We start from the raw sequence: 19834 nt of genomic DNA on the forward strand, positions 1-19834 counted from the left end.
GGGCGCTCTTACCCAGCAAGACGTATGAGCGTCACAAATCATGAAGACTTGAATGTAGAAATTTCGTCATCATTGCGTGATCGCTATGTAAGTTGCCGCTGCAACCCGGTTGGGCGTCGCCATCGCGTTGCCTAAATTTTTCTCGTTTGCTTCGTCCCTAACAGGATGCGCAGTGCGCGTCAGTACGCACAACTGTGACCCTCGTTTTTCGATCAGGAGCGAATGTGATTATTTCCAGCCAGTTGACCAGGTTGAGCCTGGCGGGTGTGTTTCTGGGGCTGAGTCTTGCGGCGAATGCGCGCAGTCAGCTTGAGCACGCTAGTGCCGATATCCGCCGGACCAGCTTTGGTGTGCCGCATATTCGCGCCGAGAACGAGCGTGGGCTCGGTTACGGCATCGGTTATGCCTATGCTCAGGATAACCTGTGTTTGCTGGCCAATGAGATCACCACGGTGAACGGTCAACGCTCGCGGTTTTTCGGCCCGGATCAGTTCACGGTAGAGGCGCGCGAAAACCGCGTCAGCGATCTGTTTTTCACTTGGTTGAACTCACCGCAGGCCGTCGACACCTTCTGGCAGGCGCAAACCCCTGAAGTGCGCGAGCTGGTTGAAGGTTATGTGGCCGGTTACAACCGTTCCCTGGCCGAGCGTCGGGCCCGGGGGTTGGTGCAGCAATGCCAGGGCGACTGGGTGCGGGACATCACCGCCATGGACCTGGTCAAGCTGACCCGTCGCCTGTTGGTCGAAGGGGGGGTGGGGCAGTTCGCCGAAGCGCTGGCGGGCGCCGCACCACCGGCTGCGGTCGCGGGGAATGGCGGCAATCAAACAGCGTTTCAACTGGCCGACCTGCGTATGCAGCGTTTTGCCCTGGATCGCGGCAGCAACGCCGTGGCGGTGGGCAGCGATCGTTCCTTCAATGGCCGCGGCATGTTGCTGGCCAATCCGCATTTCCCTTGGGTCGGCGCAATGCGCTTCTACCAGATGCACCTGACTATCCCTGGCAAGCTGGATGTGATGGGTGCCGCGTTGCCTGGTTTGCCGCTGATCAACATCGGGTTCAACCAGCACCTGGCCTGGACCCACACGGTGGATTCGTCCAAACATTTCACCCTCTATCGCCTGCAGCTGGACCCCAAGGATCCGACCCGCTATTTGCTCGACGGCAAGTCCCTGCCAATGACCAAGCAAACCCTGACAGTTGATGCCAGGCAAGCGGATGGGTCGGTCAAGGCCGTTTCCCATGTGGTCTACAGCTCACAGTTCGGCCCGATCGTACAGTGGCCTGGCAAGCTCGATTGGGAACAGCAGTTTGCCTACAGCCTGCGTGACGCCAACCTGGACAATGATCGGGTGCTGCAACAGTGGTACGCGATGAATCGTGCCGGCAGCCTCAAGGAATTCCAGGCCTCGGTGCATAAAATCCAGGGCATCCCCTGGGTCAACACGCTGGCAGCGGACGACCAGGGCCAGACGCTGTACATGAACCTGTCGGTCGTGCCGAACGTGAATGCGGCGAAGCTGGCCCAGTGCAGCGATCCGCGGATCGGCCTGCAGATGATCGTCCTCGATGGCTCCAACAGCGCCTGTGCCTGGGACATAGACCCGCAGGCCGCGCAGCCGGGTATCTTTGCGGCGCAGCACTTGCCGCAACTGCTGCGCAAGGACTTCGTGCAGCACGCCAACGATTCGGCGTGGATGGTCAACCCTGCGCAACCGCTGACCGGCTTCTCGCCGTTGATCAGCCAGGACGGCCAGCCTTTGGGCCTGCGCTCGCGTTTTGCCCTGGATCGCCTGGGCACGCTGGCCAAGGCCGGTCCGCTCGCAGCGGCAGATTTGCAGCACATGGTGATGGACGACCAGGTGTACCTGGCGGCACAAGTGATGCCCGACCTGTTGCAGTTCTGCGCGGCAGACCTGGGTACCGATGGGAAAAACCTGGCACCGCTGTGTGCCAGTCTCAAGGCCTGGGACCGCAAGGCCAATCTCGACAGCGGCCTTGGCTTCGTGCACTTCCAGAATGTCATGGAGGCTTTGGAGCAGGCACCCGATGTCTGGCGCGTGGCATTCGATCCTCTGGACCCGCAACATACCCCGCGCGGCCTGGCGATCGACAGTCCCCAGGTGGCGCAAGCGTTGCGCCAGGCCATGTTGGCCTCGAGCGAGCAGGTCAAGGCGTCAGGGCTCAAGCAGGACAGCCGCTGGGGTGATATCCAGGTGGTCAGCAGCGGTGGCCGGCAGACGCCGATTCACGGCGGGCCGGGCACGCTGGGGGTGTACAACGCCATTCAGAGTGTGCCCCGGACCGATGGCAAGCGCGAAGTGGTCAGTGGTACCAGTTATCTGCAGGTGGTGACCTTCGATGAAAAAGGCCCGCAGGCCAAGGGGCTCTTGGCGTTTTCCCTGTCCAGTGACCCGGCGTCGAAATACGCCCTGGACCAGACGCTGGCGTTTTCGCACAAGCAATTGAGTGTGTTGCCGTTCACCGAGCAACAGATCAGGTCCGATCCGCAATACCAGGCGCAGACGATCCGCGAGCAGGATGAAAAGCCGGGGAAGGTGGCCGCGAAATAAAATCGCTGGTGCATGAGAGCAACAAGAAGGCCGCACCCCGCCAGGGTGGTGGCCTTCAGCTTTTCGGCGGTTGCTGCGGGATGGAATTGAGGACCGGGTTGCCGTCTTTGTTGCGGGTCAGGTAGACCGGCAGCACCCTGGGCAGGGACGCCACCAGGGTATTGAGCTCCCGGATGTTGTAGATGCCGCCGATGCGGATCGCGCCAGTACCGTTGTCGGCCACCTGTACCGGCGTTTGCAGATAACGATTGATCAGCGGCAGCGCTTCGCTCAACGCCAGGTCATCGAGTACCAGTTTGCCATTGAGCCAGGCCAGGGAATTGTCGTTGTCATAGGTCTGATTGATGCGCGGAATCAGGTCGCCATGGCGAAAGCTGGCCTGCATGGCCGGGTCCAGCCGTAGACCGTCTCCCGGCAGGTCATCGTTGCTGCTGACCAGAACGGAGCCTTCGACCAGGTTCACTTTCACCTGGTCTTCATACATCCAGACGTTGAATCGGGTCCCGGTTACCCGGATCTTGCCTTCGGCGGCCTTGACGATGAAAGGGTGGCTGGCGTCGTGACTGACGTTGAAGAAGGCCTCGCCTTTTTTCAGGGTGACTCGACGCTGGTCCTTGTAGTGACTGTACGTCAGCTCACTGCCCAGGTTCAGTTCGACCTTGCTGCCGTCTTTGAGGGTGACCTGCCGTACGTTGTCGGTTGCCGCGTAATGTTCGTATGAGTCGGGCAACCACCCCATGTTCCACCCGCTGTAGGCTGCCAGCGGCAACGCCAGCGCGCACAAGGCGGCGGCCATGCCGAAGGTTCGCCAGGGGGATTGCGGCTTGGCCCGAACCAGTGGCACGACCGTTTGCGGACGCGGCAGGTCGCCAGCCACTTCCCAGATTTCCAGCATGGCTTCGTATTCGACCGCATGCAGCGGATGAACGTCCAGCCACTGTTCGAATGCCTGCCGCTCCTGGACCGTGCAGTCAGGGGCATGCAGGCGCATGCACCAATGCGCTGCGGCATCGGTGATGGCGTCAAATTGGGCTGGTGAGAGAGGGCTGTCGGTCATTGACTCATCCTGATTTCGCGCATTCTAACCCGAGCGAACTCTGCGCGAACATCCGTCATGGCAATTACCCATCAATCTGTGTTTTTTTCTCCCGGCTCATGGGGTCGTGACGTGTAATTGCCGGCCCAGATGGCAGATCAGCCAGGCCACACTGTCGGCGTTTGCAAGTTGCACGGCCAGCCTGGTCAGGGCGTTTTTCTTGAAGACAGTGCGGGCGCCACTCAGGTTTTCTGCACCGGTCTCGGACAGGACTCGCAGCGCTGCGGGGGCTGTGGCATCCATATCAGCCCGTTCGCCCGTATCCGGATCGTAGGTCATGAACAATTCGGTATACGGTGTTTTTGTCGAGAGGGCGGTGTCCTGCAGTTTGCTCAATTCGTTCTTCATATCGCTGGCGGTGGCGCTGGCTGAGCCAATCAGGTCGACAAAGGGCCTGCTCGCATCGAGATAGGCAATGTCTTCGGTTTCACAGGCAATGTGCGAAAGCTCATGGACAAGGGTCGATGCCCTGGCGTGTGCGCTGATTGGAAAAGCCGTGTCGGTGAGATGCGGTTTGTAGAGATCGAATTGGGGGGCAAAGAAGCGCTCAGCCAGGTAAATTTTCCGCTTTGCGTCCCTTGGAACCGTGAAGGCGAAGGTACCGTCCGGATCGGTGATCACTCTGCCCAACGCAAAACGCCGGGAGTCCTCTTTCCTGAGTGTGGGGTCCAGCAGGGCCGTGAAAATCTCGCCGACGACTTTTTCAAGCATCTCTATATGCTTGGGTAACACCTGCGACACATCGATAAAGTCCTTGACCAGCCGATGCACAGGTGTGTCCGTACTACCGGACGTCTTGAGCAATTGCAGGTTGCGAAAGCTGTTCCAGGTATAGGTCGTCGCCAGGTCCAGGGCTTCTTGTATCTCGCGCGCCTTTTGCGGGTATCGACGACGGATTGCGGGCATGCCATTGGCGTCGACGTTCATGCCATCCCACACCGAAACCAGGGTCTCCAGTCGCCTGAGCAAGCCGAAACGGGGTTTCGTGTCCTGAGCCACAAGCCACTGTCTCGATGCCGCCAGGCGCAGCTTGGGACCAGGGGTTTGCTGGGGCCCAATGCGCCACTGGACCTTGCCCTGGGTGACCGGGTAGACCTTTCCGGCCACCGGCGCATAGTGGTTTTTTGTGGTTGGATGCTGGTAGAGGTGAAGCTTTGAGTCGAATGTCAGCGAACCCAGGTCGACATCGTGGCTTTCGTAACGCTTCAGGTGCGTGCGTTCGGTGGCGGTGATGTCGATGTCTTGCCATCGGCTCGCGGCTTTGGGCTTGGCAGTTGGAGTGGCGCCGGAGGGCGAAGGCGCCGTGACCTCGGGTTCCAGCGACTGGCGCAACGTAGCGAGTTCTGCGATGCCGCTGATGAACTCGGTTAAAGCCTTGCCCCAGTGGTGGGTTTGCAGGTCTTCGGCCGATTGCTTGATGTCGCGGTAGCTGCGCCACACCGTCAAGGGGTAGGCGAGCCTGCCCATGCAAAACGTAGATGCCGCTTGCAGATCTTCGCCCATGACCTGTTTGATGGTTGCCCATTCGCTTTGCTTTTTGTCTTCGGCCTGACAACCGAGCAATCGCCCCAGTAACGCGACATTGTCTTTGAGCAAGTGTTTGAGCAGGTTGCCCTTGATCGGACGCGAAGCCAGCGTCAAGCCATCGGCTGGAGTGGCTTTGGGGGCGGGTTCGGAACTGGCGGCACGTCGTTGACGGGGTGCCAGATGGCTTTCCAGCAGCGTCCGGTCAGTTTGTGGCAGATTCGTTAGTAGCCAGTCGAACAATGCCCCGCGGGTCTTGAGTTCTGCCAGCAGTTGCTGTTCGTTTTCATATTCCTTGAGCCCGTGCCGGGGGCTGTGCGGCGCCAGTAAAACCTGACGCGAGGAGTCGCTGGCGCTTGAGCCGATCAGGTAGACGCCTGGCACGGTGGTTGTCTGGCCTTTGCTCAGGCCCATGAATTCGAGCGGGCGAATCATGGCGTGTGCACCATCGACGGCGGCACGGGCAATGGCGTCGGGCATGTCCATCACTTGCCGCACCAGATCAAACGCAGATTCGCTGAGGCGCTCCTGCATTTTCTCGCAGTGGGCGTAATGCATCAGTTGCCACGGCACTTGTAGGAAGAAGCGTTTCCTGCGTTCGGCGTTCGCCGGGGTGTCGGCAAGGGACACTGTGATTTTTCTCTGTTGACGCTTGCCCGCATCCAGATTTTTTATCAGGTCCTTGATGTAGCGTTCGTCCATCTTTTGGGGAATGACCGTTGAATCGAGCGACACGGCAGTCAAATGGATTTGCTCGAGATCCTTGAGGTGTGTAAGGGCAAAATCGGTCAGGGTCTGGGTGCTGGCCGCAATCATGGGTCGAGCGTTGACGTGAATCTGGATCTTGTCCGGATCGATGTTGAAGGTGTCGGCCTTGAGCTGTTGTTCAAGCGCCACGCGCGCTGTTCCCCGCAGCGAATCCGTGCCCGTGAGGTAGTCCTGATCGTCTTTGACATTGTTGAGGTATTGTTGGAGCAATTCGCCGTGTAACCGCAGATCCTTGATCGATGCCTGGCCCAGCCATGCGGGCAGTCTTTGCCGGGTGGTCAGGGATCGGGCGATGTCCATCGCACGGTGCAGGCCTGTCAGTGGTTGGCGCAACGCAACGAGACTCAGGAGACTGGCCTTTGACGCGGCGTCATTTAGCGTAGCCAGGGCACTGACCACGCACGTCTGGTCCAGGTGCACATGGTTTTTCTGCACTTCATCGAGAAAGTTACCGTCGATGCGCTGCGGCGGCGCGAGCGTGTAGTGCTTGCCAGGATGTCGCTCGCCGCGGCCGAGGTTCTCCAAGAGGGTCAAGCGCTGGCGGTGATCACTGAGTCGTCGAGCCAGCTCGCTCAACAGTGCCGGCAGCGCCTTGAAGACTTCGTACCCGAACGCTGGCGTCCACAATATCGTCTTGCCGGAATGCGCCGGGTCCAGGCCACCACGCTCGGTCAGGACAAAACAACTGGCCAGTTTCAACGGGGCTGTGGCGTCGCTTGCCTTTAACGCCAGGGAAAATACGTCCGGTAAAAAGCCGTTCAATGCCGCGCGGTGCAAGCGCACGGGGGTATCGAGCAGCGTTTTGATGATGGTCTGTTCCGTCTCGCCCAAAGTGCGGTCGACGGCCCGTAGCTTAAGCTCACTGCGCAAGGCGATGGACAGGGTATTGCTGAAACTTGATTTCAGCTCGGCCAGTGACGGGTCGACAATGCGCTGCGCCTCGGTAACCGTTTCAGTTGTCGCCGCGATGGCGGGGTAATTGTCGAGGCGTTGGCGAAGGGCCTGTGCAACGCTATCGAGCGATGCCAGTTGCTCTTTCGCCGACTCGGCGCGCACCGTGGCCGGTTGTGCATTCCAGCGCAGATCGGCGTGGGTACTCCAGCGTCCTGCGGCGTTGGCAGCCAGCAATCGATCGTCGATCAAACCCCTGACATCGAGGGTCTTGTCGAGCAAGGCATGGGGATTGAGTGTGCCTTCGCTTGCACGGTACAGACTCAACGCGTAGCTCAGGTTCTGCCGTTGCTTGGCGAGAATGTCAGCCATCAATTGTTCGAACACCGGACCTCGGACCGGTTCTCCGGTGATGACGCGCTCTTGCGGATCCTGCGCAAGGAAGAGGCCACGCTCGTCCAGCGACATGACATTGAGTTGCGCGTCTTCGTGTCCCTGGCTTTGCAGCATCTGCAGCACGATCTTCTTCACCGCGGCCAGATCAGTTGTCGCCTCGATGCCTCTGGATTGCGTATAGAGAAAACCCAGGGTGTCGCTGCTGCCGATCATCAAGCTCGAGGCCAGTTCCACATAGGGTTTGAACGGCGCACTGACCCGCACTTTTTCAATGCGCAGCGAAGGGGACGTGACGGGCGCGTTGTCGAGATTGGCCAGCTGTGCATATTCCTGCGTCGTGATGACGCCGTTTTGGCGCTGGAGCAAAAGCTTCACCTCATAGGTGTCCTGCATGCCCTCGGTAAAAAGCGTCAGCGGCGATAGCTGACCGCTGACAGGGGTGTTCCAGAATGATTCGAGCAAGGCTTCGAGGTGAGGTGTAAGGCTTTGCGCGATTTCTTGAACCACGCTTTCCCACGCCTGATTATCGGCATCACTGCTCACCGCGAGTTCTGGATGGGCGAACACTCGCGAGTCGCCAGCGGGCCATTGGTTGGTCAGGTAGACGTGCAGGAGTGCATCGCTCAGCGAGATCGAGGAAATGATGTGCTGATGCTCGGCGCCATCGACAGGGTCCGTCCTGACAAAGCTTTTCAGGCGGGTCAGGCGTTGGTCCAGGTTTGGAAAGGATTGGCGCAAGCTGATCTTGAGCAATTCGTCGAGCATCGATTGCAAATGTGGCAACTTGACCAGGGCCCCGATCATCGAATCGATATTGTGTTGCTGGTTCAGGTCGAGGATGCGTTCCTGATCCTGGAACACTGCACCGTCGATATCTTGCGTGGAAATTTGCGCTTCGCTGGCCGCCAACACAGTGGCGCGTTGCTCGATGGAGAGAAAGCGCAGCAGTTCAAGCTTGCCGGTGTGATGTGCCAACCACTGCTTCAGCGTGTTTTGCAGGTCGTCCATGCCCGTGAACTTGATCAGGCCTTTGTACGGTGTATAGAGCGTGACTTCGCCATCGTCGGGGCGGCCCATGGCAAAGGCGCCGGCCAATGGAATATCGTCCTTGCCGGCCAGGCTCAAGAGCAAGCGTTTGACGTGCATGGGACTGGTTGCGCCTACGCGAGCTGAATCGGTGGCCAGGTAAACGTTGTTCAACCAGTTCAGGTCAGCCATCGTCATGCCCAGGGCTTTCTCGCGATCACCGGGCTGCCTGGCTTTGGATGCAAGTAGTGCCTCGTCGAAAAAATAAGGCAATGGGGCGCCAATCATGGTTTTTCCTCAATGGGGCTGCGAGCAGCGCTCGCAGGTGTCGGATCGAGTAAAAACAGTACGGTTGGCGCAACGCCCAGGTGCGGTACATATTGCTTGGCGGCCAAGTTCGCAGTTGACAGGTTGCTCGCCCCGCGTTGTTATTCGGCGGTCTACCTACGCTGTTGCCCCCTCCAATAATTAGTCTGGAGCTTCAGATGTCCGCGCCACACGATCCTGTATCGACTGTTGTCTCGCAAAACCTGTCCCTCGATGAGCTGACGGCATTGCTTGAGCAGATATTCCTGCGCCATGGCACTTCAGGCGACGTCGCCCGGGTGCTGGCGCAAAACTGCGCCGGCGCCGAACGCGATGGTGCCCACAGCCATGGCGTGTTCCGCATTCCCGGTTATGTCTCGACCCTGCAAAGCGGCTGGGTCAATGGCCAGGCCGTGCCAGTGGTCGAGGATGTGGCGAGCGGGTTTGTCCGGGTCGATGCCGGTAACGGATTTGCCCAACCGGCCCTGGCGGCCGCGCGCCCGCTGCTGGTGGAGAAGGCCCGTAGCGCCGGTATCGCGGTGCTGGCGATCCGTAACTCCCATCACTTCGCCGCCTTGTGGCCGGACGTCGAGCCCTTCGCCTATGAGGGGTTGGTCGCGCTCAGCGTGGTCAACAGCATGACGTGCGTGGTGCCCCACGGCGCCGATCGACCGCTGTTCGGCACCAACCCGATTGCCTTCGCCGCCCCCCGAGCCGACGGCAATCCAATCGTCTTCGACCTGGCCACCAGCGCCATTGCCCATGGCGATGTGCAGATTGCCGCACGCAAGGGCGAGCGGTTGCCGCCGGGCATGGGCGTCGACAGCCTCGGTCAACCGACCCAGGACCCCAAGGCGATTCTCGAGGGGGGCGCATTGCTGCCGTTCGGCGGGCATAAGGGCTCGGCGCTGTCGATGATGGTGGAGTTGCTCGCGGCGGCGCTGACGGGGGGGAATTTTTCGTTCGAGTTCGACTGGAAAAACCATCCCGGCGCCAAGACGCCCTGGACTGGCCAGTTACTGATCGTGATTGACCCGAGCAAGGCGGCCGGGCAGGGTTTTGCGCAACGCAGCGAGGAGCTGGTGCGGCAGATGCATGGTGTGGGGCTCAAGCGCTTGCCGGGCGATCGGCGCCACATTCAACGCGCCAGGTCGCAGGCCGACGGCATTGCGCTGGAGGCCTCGGAGTTGGCGAACTTGCGGGCGCTGGCCGGTCTCTGAGACGTAAGGCAGGAAGCATGGCCCTGTAGGCGCCAGCGCCTACAGGGGCACAGCGGGTCAGCGGCGCGCCAGCAGCATGCCGACCACCAGCCCGAATCCGGCAGAAACCGCCACGGTTTGCCATGGGTGGCCACCGATGTAGTTTTCGGTGGCATCGACTGCGGGAATGGCCCGCTGCCGAACGTTGGTGACCGAGTCCCGGGCCTGTTGCAGCTTCAGGGCAATTTGCCCACGTAGCGTTTCTGCTTCCTCACCAACCAGTGAGGCGCTGCTCTTGAGCAATTTTTCAGACTCTTCGATCAGGGACTGAAGTTCGCTGAAAGCTTGATCCTTGATTTGATCTTCGGCGGCTTGCAGGGCGGTTTTGCGGGCCATTGAAGTACTCCTTGCGGTGATTGGACAGTGAACAGTGGAGTGCCTGGCGATTGAAAAAGTTGCAGGGATTTTGCCCGGAGGCTCAATCCGCCAGAAAAACCACAGCAGGACGATTCTTTCTACAGTGTAAGATGTCGCCAATTTACACAGCAGGAAAATTCCCATGAGTTTCAATCTGGCCGACAAACCCCTCGCCGAGCGCGCCGCGCTGGAAGATGAGAAATCCCGTCTGTTCGAGCTCTGGCAAAACAATCTGGGTAAAGCCAAGGGCGAAGCCGCACGCCTGTTCGGCGAACGCGCCAAGCGCAAAGGCAAATGGGCCGAATGGGTCCGCGCCGAATTGGACGGCATGTCGCCCCCTGAGTTTTCGAACATGGTGCGCAGCGAAGTCAATCGCTTGATGGCGGCCAAATAATCTCCGACGCTCGACCTCGTTGTTTGGTGTTACGCGCTCCCTGTAGGAGCTGGCTTGCCAGCGAATAGGCCTTGTAGGAGCTGGCTTGCCAGCGAATAGGCCTTGTAGGAGCTGGCTTGCCAGCGAATAGGCCCGAAAGACTAGCGCAATCCTCAAGGCCGCCTTCGCCGGCAAGCCGGCTCCTACAGGAAGCAGGCAACAATCGCTTCGCGCACCTTCATGACCACTGGATCGACCTGAGTGCCGGTACGCCAACCCATCTCAATCGGGTAGCGCGGCAACGCCAAGGGGCAGGGCAATAGCGCCAGGCCGCTGAGCGCGGCAATGCTCCTGGCCGCATGCGCCGGGATGGTCGCCACCGCCAGGCTGCCCTTGAGCAAATGCGGTAACGCCGCAAAGTGGGTGGTCGAGGCACAGACCCGTCGACTCAAGCCCAGCGCCGCCAACCCTTCATCGGTGATCCCGATAAAGCCGCCTGAAGACACCAGGATGTGTTCCCGTGCGACGAACTCCTCGAGACTGATGCTTTGTTGTCCATCAACCAGGCTGAGCGGGTCTGCCAGGCACAGATAATCGCCTTGCCCCAGCACCTGGCGGCTGAGCAGGCGCTCGGCAAATCCACCGGCGGTGATCGCCAGGTCGATGCTGCGGTCCATCAGCGCCTGGGCGACGATTTGGCTGTGGGTCTGACGAAAAATCAGCCGCAGCCGGGGGGCGCACCGGGCAATTTCCTCGATCAGGCGCCGACCGTAGGCGATCTCGAAGTCATCCGAAAGCCCCAGGGTCACGGAGCGGCCGTCGTATTGGTTGGCCGTCGGATCGACCATTGCCAGGCTCTGCCGGCATTTGTTCAGGGCCTCGCTGAGCACCGGCTTCAACTGGTTGGCCCGCAGCGTTGGCGCCAGACCGCGGCCGGTGCGCACGAACAACTGATCGCCATATACCTCGCGCAAGCGCCGCAATGCCGCACTGACGGCCGATTGCGTCACCCCCAGGCGCAGTGCCGCGCGGCTGGCACTGGATTCCTCGTGCAGGGCTTCGAATACCTTGAGCAGGTTGAGATCGAGGGTGGCGATATTCATGGGATTCATATCATTCAGCAGTGAGTTGGGCTTTATTCATGATCCGATGAGGTTCGAGAATGAGCAACACCTGATGCCAATGGAGTCACCGCAATGCCCAAGTCAATCGTTGCCGCCCTGCAGATCGGAGCCTTGCCCGGTGGCAAGGCCGATACCCTCGAACAGCTCCTGTCGTACGAAAATGCAATCGTCGAATCCGGCGCCGCGCTGGTAGTGATGCCCGAGGCGTTGCTGGGCGGTTATCCCAAGGGGGAAGGGTTCGGCACTCAACTGGGGTATCGCTTGCCACAGGGGCGCGAGGCCTTCGCCCGCTATTTTGCCAACGCCATCGACGTGCCCGGCGTGGAAACCGAAGCACTGGCCGGGCTGTCGGCGCGCACCGGGGCCAATCTGGTGATCGGCGTGATCGAACGGGCTGGCAGTACCCTGTACTGCACCGCGCTGTATTTCGACCCCCAGGCTGGCTTGATCGCCAGGCACCGCAAGCTGATGCCAACCGGCACCGAGCGGCTGATCTGGGGCATGGGCGACGGGTCCACCTTGCCCGTGCTCGACAGCCAGGTCGGGCGGCTCGGTGCGTTGGTGTGTTGGGAAAACATGATGCCGCTGTTGCGCACTGCGATGTACGCCAAAGGCGTGGAGGTGTGGTGTGCGCCGACCGTGGATGAGCGCGAGATGTGGCAGGTGAGCATGCGCCATATTGCCCATGAGGGACGCTGCTTCGTGGTCAGCGCGTGCCAGGTACAGGATTCGCCGCAAGCCCTGGGGCTGGAGATCGCCAATTGGCCGGTGGACCGGCCACTGATAGCCGGCGGCAGCGTGATCGTCGGGCCGATGGGGGATATCCTGGCCGGGCCGCTAAGGGATGGGCCGGGTCTGCTTTGCGCGGAAATCGACACCGACGATCTGGTCCGCGCGCGCTACGATTACGATGTGGTCGGGCATTACGCGCGGCCGGACGTGTTCGAGTTGACCGTGGATGAGCGGGCCAAGCCTGGCGTTCGTTTCACCACATAATCCCCTGGCTCGCTCCCACCGGGATTTGCGTCACGAAACGCCAGGTGCCGAACAAGCCGGCGCCCAGTGTGCGAAGTGGTCTACTGTGCGACAGCTGCCTTTGCTGCGGGCTCAGCCTTGGGTGCAACCTCGGGGTTCTCCATGACCTGGAGAATCGACGCTTCCGGATCGAAATCGTCCTCTTCCAGTTCGATGAATTCCTCGGGCAGGAAGATATTCAGCACGATAGCGCACAGTGCACCCACGGTGATCGGCGATTCGAAAATGTTGTGCAGCGCCTTGGGCAGCTCGCGCAACACTTCCGGCACGGCCGCCACACCCAGGCCCATGCCGATGGAAATCGCCACGATCAACATGTTGCGACGATGCAGTCCGGCTTCGGCGAGGATCTTTATCCCGGCCACGGCGACGGTGCCGAACATCACCAGCTCCGCACCGCCGAGCACCGGTTTGGGCATCAGCTGCAACACCGCGCCGATCATCGGGAAGAGCCCGAGCACGACCAACAGCCCGGCAATGAAAAATGCCACGTAACGGCTGGCCACGCCGGTCAGCTGGATCACGCCGTTGTTCTGCGCGAAGGTCACCATCGGCATGCTGTTGAACACCGCCGCCATGGCCGAGTTGAGGCCGTCGGCCAATAGGCCGGACTTGATCCGGCGAATGTACACCGGGCCTTTGACCGGTTGACGGGAAATCATCGAGTTGGCGGTCAGGTCACCGGCGGCTTCCAACGGCGACACCAGGAATATCACCGCCACCGGGACGAACGCGACCCAGTCGAAGGCAAAGCCATACTTGAACGGTACCGGCACGCTCATCAGGGGCACGGCGGGCAGGCTGGCGAAATCGACGTGGCCCATCAGCCAGGCGGCGACGTAGCCGAGGGTCAGGCCGATGACAATCGCCCCCAGGCGCAGAAACGGTACGTCTACCCGGTTCAATACCACGATGGTTGCGAGTACCAGCGCGGCCAGGCCCAGGTGACTGGCCGCGCCGAGGTCGGGGGCGCCGAAGCCGCCGGCGATGTCGGTCATGGCGACCTTGATCAACGACAGGCCCATCAGGGTGATGATGGTGCCGGTCACGACCGGGGTGATCAGCATCCGCAGCTTGCCGATGAACTGGCTCAAGACCACTTCGATGAAGGCGGCGAAGAAGCACACGCCGAAGATCGTCGAGAGGATTTCATCGGTGCCGCCGCCCCTGGCCTTGACCATGAAGCCAGCACTGAGGATCACGCTGATGAACGAGAAGCTGGTGCCTTGCAGGCACAGCAGGCCCGAACCCACCGGACCGAAGCGCCGCGCCTGGACGAAAGTGCCGAGGCCGGAGACGAACAGCGCCATGCTGATCAGGTAGGGGATTTCACTCTGCAGGCCCAGCGCACTGCCCATGATCAGCGTCGGGGTGATGATGCCGACGAAGCTGGCGAGCACGTGTTGCAGGGCGGCGAACACGGTGGCGGTCAGGTGCGGGCGGTCGTCGAGGCCGTAGATCAGGTCGTTGTGGCGCAGGGTTTTTTCTGGGGAAGTCATGGTTTGCGTGCCGGAAGGCGGGGCCGGGTCAGAAAATGGAGGCGCAGGATGCCAGAACGATCAAGCCACGGCAAAAAACAGATCAAAAGATCTTAGGCAAACGCTGCGAGCAAGTCCTCTTCAAACGCCTTCTGCGCATCCCCCGGCACTTGCGCACGATGGCGAGCCAAATGAAACGCCACCTCGAAACTCAAGCCAGCGCGCCGCACCGGCCGCAGCAGACCCTTGTCTTCCCAGCTGCGGGCAAAGTGACTGGGCAAATACCCGACATGCTTGCCGGACAGAATGAAGGCGAGGGTACCTTCGACCTGCTCCGCGCGTGCCGAACACAGCTTTCCTTGAAAGGGTTCGTCGCTGCGCAGGAAGCGGTAGGGGTGATCGACCCGGTCGCACGCCTGCAGTGCCTCATCATCCGGCGCCTCATCGGTGAACAACGGATGACCCGGGGCGCAGTACAGGTGCTGGGTTTCGCTGAACAGCTCGTGGTAATCGAACGCGCTTTGTATCTGCGAAAAATAACCGATGGCCAGGTCCAGTCGCTGCTGCAGCAGCAAACGCTCCATGTCGCCGGGCATGGCGCTCATCAACTCGATGCGCACCGATTCGTCGCGCTCGCGAAAGCGCCGGATCGCTTCGGCCACTCGCTGCAGCACCGATTGATCCAGCGCTTCGGACAGACCCAGGCGCACCTCGCCGATCAGGCGCCCGGCCACGCCGTTGGATTGATGACGGAACGCTTCGATGGATTGGAACAGGCTGCGCGTCGCGCTGAGCAACTGTTCACCTTTGGGCGTGATCCGGAATCCGCCCTTGCCACGGCTGCACAAGCGGTAGCCGAGTCGGGTCTCCAGTCTGGCCATCTGCTGGCTGATGCTCGACTGGCTCAGCCCCAGTTCACCCTGGGCTGCGCTGAAGCCGCCGCACTCGACGACACTGACAAACAGACGCAGCAGTTGCAGGTCCAGATCATGCAATTGACCCAGCATCAAACATTACTCCTGGATAATGTCAGCGTAATAATCTTTATATTTTACCAATGTAACCGAGGACGCATCCTGCAGCCACTTCCCCCGGTCAGGTGATCGTCATGGTTTCTGTGTTCAAGATGTGTGTCCCCACGCTGTTCGTTGCCATGGCCGCCGCGGCCCAGGCGGAGGACAAAGTGGTCAACCTCTACAGCTGGGCCGACTACGTGGCCCCCGAAACCCTGCAGCGCTTTGAGCGCGAGACCGGTATTCACGTGCGCTACGATACCTTCGATGCGCCGGAAGTCCTGGAAACCAAGCTGCTCACCGGCGGTAGCGGCTATGACGTGGTGGTGCCGTCCTCCAGCGTCCTGGCCCGTGGCCTGGCCGCCGGTGCGTTGCAAGCCATTGCCCACGAAGGCCTGAAGGGCTACGCCAACCTTGATCCGGACCTGCTGGAAAAACTCGCCGCCGTCGATCCCGGCAACCAGTTTGGCGTGCCTTACACTTGGGGCACCCTGGGGCTGGGGATGAATGTCGCAGCAGTGCAGCATCGCCTGCCGAACGTACCGCTCAACAGCCTGGACCTGCTGTTCAAACCCGAATACGCCAGCAAGCTCAAGGACTGCGGCATCGCGATCATTGATTCGCCGCAAGAGGTGATCGGCCTGGCGTTGCACTATCTGGGCAAGGATCCGTACAGCACGCAAAAAGACGATCTCGAAGCGGCCCAGGCGTTGTTGCAGCAATTGCAGCCTTCGGTGCTGTACGTCGCCAGCGGCCGGCAGATCAACGACCTGGCCAACGGCAGCGTGTGCCTGGCGCTGGCCTACAACGGCGACGCCAGCATGGCCGCCGATCAGGCGCGCAAAGCCGGCAAGCCCTATGAAATCGCCTATCGGATTCCCAAGGAAGGCACCCTGGTGTGGCAGGACAACCTGGCGATCCCCAAGGACGCCCCGCACCCCGAAGCCGCGCGCCAGTTCATCGAGTTCATGTTGCGCCCCGAATCCGTCGCCGCGCTGACCAACACTCTGTTCTTCGCCACCGCCAACCAGGCCGCGACGCCGTTGGTCGACGAGGCGGTGCGCACCGACCCGGACATCTATCCACCCGCCGACGTTCGCGAGCGCTTGTACGCCGACCGCAGCATGAGCCTCAAGGACATGCGTCAGCGTACCCGCGTGTGGACCACCTTCCGTAGCCGCCAATAACAAGGAACCTCAAATGGACGTCCCCGTTCAAAACGATCAGGCCATCACCCGTGCCAGCCTTTATGGCACCGCCGCCGAAAGCACCTACGCCGGCATCACCAGTTTCATGCGTCGACGCTACAGCCGCGACTTGCGCGGTGTCGACGTAGCGGTCAGCGGCGTGCCGTTCGACACCGCGACCAGCAACCGCCCCGGCGCCCGCTTCGGTCCACGGGGGATTCGCGCCGCTTCCACCGGGATCGCCTGGGAACGCCACTGGCCGTGGACCTTCGATCCTTTCGATCACCTGGCGGTGGTCGACTTCGGCGATTGCGACTTCGACTTCGGTTCGCCGCAGTCGACGCCGGAAATGATCGAAGCCCACGCCGAGCACATCCTCAATGCTGGTAGTGCGATGCTGACCTTCGGCGGCGATCACTTCATCACCTATCCGTTGCTCAAGGCCCATGCGCGCAAGCACGGTGCGTTGTCGCTGATTCACTTCGACGCCCACAGCGATACCTGGCCGGACGAGGAGGGCAAGCGTATCGACCACGGCACCATGTTCTGGCATGCGGCCAAAGAAGGGTTGGTCGATCCGTCGCGTTCGGTGCAGATCGGCTTGCGCACCACCAACGACGATCACCAGGGTTTTGCGGTGCTGGACGCGCGGCAGGTGCACCGGCGTGGCGTCGACGCGATTGTCGAAGCGATTCGCGCCCGGGTCGGTGACCACCCGGTGTACCTGACGTTCGACATCGACTGCCTCGACCCGGCCTTTGCACCGGGCACCGGAACGCCAGTGTGCGGCGGCTTGAGCACGGTGCAGGCATTGGAAATCCTTGGGGGCTTGCGCGGGATAAACCTGGTGGGGATGGATGTGGTGGAAGTGGCGCCGGCCTATGACAATGCGGACATCACCTCATTGGCGGCGGCGACGCTGGCGATGGAAATGCTGTGCCTGTATGCGGCCAAACACAAGGTCGACCAGTAACGCGCACCCCTTGTAGGAGTTGGCTTGCCAGCGAAGGCGGCGCCACAGTCAACATCGTGGTGTCAGACAGGCCCTCTTCGCTGGCAAGCCAGCTCCTACAGGTAACGGGGTCAGGCGACCGGGATTTTCGGCAGATCCAGGGTCACCCCCCCGCTGAAGCGCGCAAACGACCCGCTGATGGATTCATGGGGCACGCCTTTGGGCACGTCGCTGACTCCATCGAGCCGTGCCAACTGCCCGGCATCCAGCTCCACATTCAAAGCCCCCAGGGTCGCATCCAGCTGCTCACGGGTACGCGAGCCCAGGATTGGAATCAGCGTCGTGGTCGAGCGCCGGGCCTGTGCGCGCAGCCAGGCAATGGCCACGTGGGTGGGACTCACACCCAGTTCCGCGGCGACGGCCAGGAGGGTGTCGAGCAGGGCGGTTTCCCGAGCGCTTTTTTCGGCGTGAACCAGCATCCCCAGTTTGCTCGCGCGGTTGTCGCCGTCGCCTGTGCGGTACTTGCCGGTGAGGAAGCCGCCACCCAAGGGCGACCACAGGGTCGCGGCCAGCCCCAGCGCTTCAGCCATGGGCAGTTGTTCACGTTCGGCAGTGCGTTCGGCCAGGCTGTACTCGACCTGGATCGCCGCAATCGGGGCAAAACCGCGCACTTCGGCCAGCAGGTCGGCGCGGGCGATGCGCCACGCGGGAAAGTTCGACAGCCCGGCGTAATGGATCTTGCCGGCCCGGACCAGATCATCGAAACCACGGAGGATCTCATCCATCGGCGTCACGCCGTCGCTCATGTGCGCCCAGAACAGGTCCAGGTGATCGGTTTTCAGCCGTTTCAGGCTTTCTTCAACGGCGCGAACCATGTTCTTGCGGTTGTTGCCAGTGTGTGAAATGCCGGCGTCCGGCGTCGTGCCCAGCGTGTATTTAGTGGCGATGACCAGGCGATCGCGTTCCGCGGCGATGAATTCGCTGAGCATGGCTTCCGACTGGCCAGCCTGGTAACCGTTGGCGGTGTCGATGAAATTGCCGCCGGCCGCCAGGTAGCCATCAAAAATGCCCTTGGCTTCCTCGCGTTCGGCACCATGACCCCAGCCGGTACCAAAGTTGCCGGCACCCAGCGCCAGTTCAGAAACCCGCAAGCCGGTTTTTCGGCCGAATACTTTGTAATGCATGGGAAGACTCCTGGAGGAACGTCTGCTGAACATAGATTATGTTCGTCATGTATTAAATATGATGCGAATAATATATTCCGTCAAGACACTTTTTCGCTGCACGGAATAGCGCAGGCATGGCACGAAATTTCACAGAAGCCGGCGTCGACGGATGGCATACTGCCGCGCATGAAAGTCGACTCTCCCCTCAGTGCCTGGCAGCACGCGATCGAACAGCAGGGTTTCGTCCAGGACGAGGCCCAGGAACATGCTGTCTGGGCTTTGCAAAAGTGCCATGAAGCGCTGCATGAAGGCCGCAGGCCGATCAAGGGCGTCTACCTCTGGGGCCCTGTCGGGCGTGGCAAGACCTGGTTGATGGACCAGTTCTATCAACACCTGCGGGTGCCGGCCAGGCGTCAGCACTTTCATCATTTCATGGGATGGGTGCACCAACGCTCATTTCAGCTGACCGGTACTGCCGACCCGTTGCAGGCCTTGGCCCGCGAACTGAGCGAAGAAGTGCGGGTGCTGTGCTTTGACGAGCTGTTCGTCAATGACATCGGCGACGCGATCATTCTCGGACGCCTGTTCCAGGTGATGTTCGAACAGGGCGTGGTGGTGGTCTGCACCTCAAACCTTCCCCCAGACCAGCTGTACGCCGACGGCTTCAACCGCGACCGCTTCATGCCGGCGATCGCCGCGATCAAACAGCATATGTCGGTGATCGCGGTGGACGGTGGGGAAGACCATCGCCTGCATCCGGGGCAGGGCTTGCAACGTTATTGGGTGGCCGCGCCGGGCCAGCCCAGCGCGCTGGACGAGGTTTTCCGGATGCTGACCGTTGGCCAAGCGGTTTCCAGCGAGCCGATCAAGGTCGGTTATCGTACGCTGCCGGTGGTCCAGGCCAGCCAGGGTGTGCTCTGGTGCCGTTACGCCGACCTCTGCGAGCAGCCCTTTGCAGCGATGGATTTCATGGCCCTGTGCGACACCTTCAGCGCTATTCTTGTAGGTGATGTGCCCAGCCTCAGCGCACAAAAACGTCCGGGGCGTATTGCCCGGGGCACTGAGGACGGGGTCGAGCGTGTGGTGGCAGGTGATCGCGAGTTGCCGCAGTTGTCGGTGCACGACGACGGGGTACGGCGTTTCATCGCGCTGGTGGATGAGTGCTACGACCGCAAGGTGCCGCTGTACCTCGAAGCCCAGGTGCCCATGGACTCGCTCTACACCGAGGGCTACCTGGAATTTCCGTTCCGCCGCACCCTCAGCCGCCTGCAGGAAATGCAACTGCAACGTTTTGCCGAGGCGTGAAGTCCAGG

14 protein-coding genes are annotated in these 19834 nt (G+C 61.1%); 7 read left to right on the forward strand and 7 right to left on the reverse strand.

Annotation, left to right across the window (positions count from 1 at the left end; all coding sequences use genetic code 11):
• Window positions 1-224: 224 nt before the first annotated feature.
• Window positions 225-2570 carry a bifunctional acylase PvdQ gene (gene pvdQ, locus BKX96_RS07920; RefSeq protein ID WP_077183299.1) on the forward strand — a complete coding sequence of 782 codons (2346 nt, stop codon included), beginning with the start codon at window positions 225-227 and terminating at the stop codon, window positions 2568-2570.
• Window positions 2571-2625: 55 nt separating this feature from the next.
• On the opposite strand, the gene BKX96_RS07925 is transcribed toward pvdQ, so the two are convergent.
• Both BKX96_RS07925 and BKX96_RS07930 read right to left on the reverse strand, forming a co-directional pair.
• The gene (locus tag BKX96_RS07925; RefSeq protein WP_046820039.1) at window positions 2626-3627 is read right to left on the reverse strand and encodes a FecR family protein; all 1002 of its coding nucleotides are present in this window, start codon (window positions 3625-3627) and stop codon (window positions 2626-2628) included.
• 96 nt (window positions 3628-3723) lie between these two features.
• The gene (locus BKX96_RS07930) at window positions 3724-8559 is read right to left on the reverse strand and encodes a M35 family metalloendopeptidase (RefSeq protein ID WP_077183300.1); all 4836 of its coding nucleotides are present in this window, start codon (window positions 8557-8559) and stop codon (window positions 3724-3726) included.
• 197 nt (window positions 8560-8756) lie between these two features.
• Between BKX96_RS07930 and BKX96_RS07935 the strand changes: the two genes are divergently transcribed.
• Window positions 8757-9797 carry an Ldh family oxidoreductase gene (locus BKX96_RS07935; protein WP_046820037.1) on the forward strand — a complete coding sequence of 347 codons (1041 nt, stop codon included), beginning with the start codon at window positions 8757-8759 and terminating at the stop codon, window positions 9795-9797.
• A 57-nt stretch (window positions 9798-9854) separates the two neighbouring features.
• Here BKX96_RS07935 and BKX96_RS07940 read toward each other — a convergent pair whose 3' ends face one another.
• A complete protein-coding gene (locus BKX96_RS07940; protein ID WP_046820036.1) occupies window positions 9855-10172 on the reverse strand; it encodes an ElaB/YgaM/YqjD family protein in 318 nt (105 codons plus the stop codon).
• 163 nt (window positions 10173-10335) lie between these two features.
• Here BKX96_RS07940 and BKX96_RS07945 point away from each other — a divergent pair, with 163 nt between their 5' ends.
• Complete coding sequence (locus BKX96_RS07945) at window positions 10336-10587, forward strand: hypothetical protein (RefSeq protein WP_008061409.1); 252 nt, start codon at window positions 10336-10338, stop codon at window positions 10585-10587.
• A gap of 182 nt (window positions 10588-10769) precedes the next feature.
• Here BKX96_RS07945 and BKX96_RS07950 read toward each other — a convergent pair whose 3' ends face one another.
• Entirely contained in the window at window positions 10770-11678 is a 909-nt protein-coding gene (locus tag BKX96_RS07950; protein WP_046820035.1) for a LysR family transcriptional regulator, read from the reverse strand.
• 84 nt (window positions 11679-11762) lie between these two features.
• Here BKX96_RS07950 and BKX96_RS07955 point away from each other — a divergent pair, with 84 nt between their 5' ends.
• Entirely contained in the window at window positions 11763-12686 is a 924-nt protein-coding gene (locus tag BKX96_RS07955) for a carbon-nitrogen hydrolase family protein (protein ID WP_077183301.1), read from the forward strand.
• Window positions 12687-12766: 80 nt separating this feature from the next.
• Here BKX96_RS07955 and BKX96_RS07960 read toward each other — a convergent pair whose 3' ends face one another.
• Together BKX96_RS07960 and BKX96_RS07965 are read right to left on the reverse strand one after the other, a co-directional pair.
• Window positions 12767-14224, reverse strand: coding sequence for a nucleobase:cation symporter-2 family protein (locus BKX96_RS07960; protein ID WP_046820033.1), 1458 nt, complete (start codon window positions 14222-14224; stop codon window positions 12767-12769).
• 92 nt (window positions 14225-14316) lie between these two features.
• Entirely contained in the window at window positions 14317-15210 is an 894-nt protein-coding gene (locus BKX96_RS07965; protein ID WP_046820032.1) for a LysR family transcriptional regulator, read from the reverse strand.
• Between the two features lie 101 nt (window positions 15211-15311).
• On the opposite strand from BKX96_RS07965, the gene BKX96_RS07970 reads away from it, so the two are divergent.
• Complete coding sequence (locus BKX96_RS07970) at window positions 15312-16403, forward strand: extracellular solute-binding protein (protein WP_077183302.1); 1092 nt, start codon at window positions 15312-15314, stop codon at window positions 16401-16403.
• Between the two features lie 13 nt (window positions 16404-16416).
• Entirely contained in the window at window positions 16417-17376 is a 960-nt protein-coding gene (gene speB / locus BKX96_RS07975; protein ID WP_077183303.1) for an agmatinase, read from the forward strand.
• A 110-nt stretch (window positions 17377-17486) separates the two neighbouring features.
• Here speB and BKX96_RS07980 read toward each other — a convergent pair whose 3' ends face one another.
• The gene (locus tag BKX96_RS07980; RefSeq protein WP_046820029.1) at window positions 17487-18539 is read right to left on the reverse strand and encodes an aldo/keto reductase; all 1053 of its coding nucleotides are present in this window, start codon (window positions 18537-18539) and stop codon (window positions 17487-17489) included.
• A 168-nt stretch (window positions 18540-18707) separates the two neighbouring features.
• Between BKX96_RS07980 and zapE the strand changes: the two genes are divergently transcribed.
• On the forward strand, window positions 18708-19826 hold the full coding sequence (zapE, locus tag BKX96_RS07985) for a cell division protein ZapE (RefSeq protein WP_077183304.1): 1119 nt from the start codon (window positions 18708-18710) through the stop codon (window positions 19824-19826).
• Window positions 19827-19834 lie beyond the last annotated feature (8 nt).

Origin of the sequence: Pseudomonas putida (assembly GCF_001976065.1) — a bacterium.
Classification (GTDB): domain Bacteria; phylum Pseudomonadota; class Gammaproteobacteria; order Pseudomonadales; family Pseudomonadaceae; genus Aquipseudomonas; species Aquipseudomonas serbica.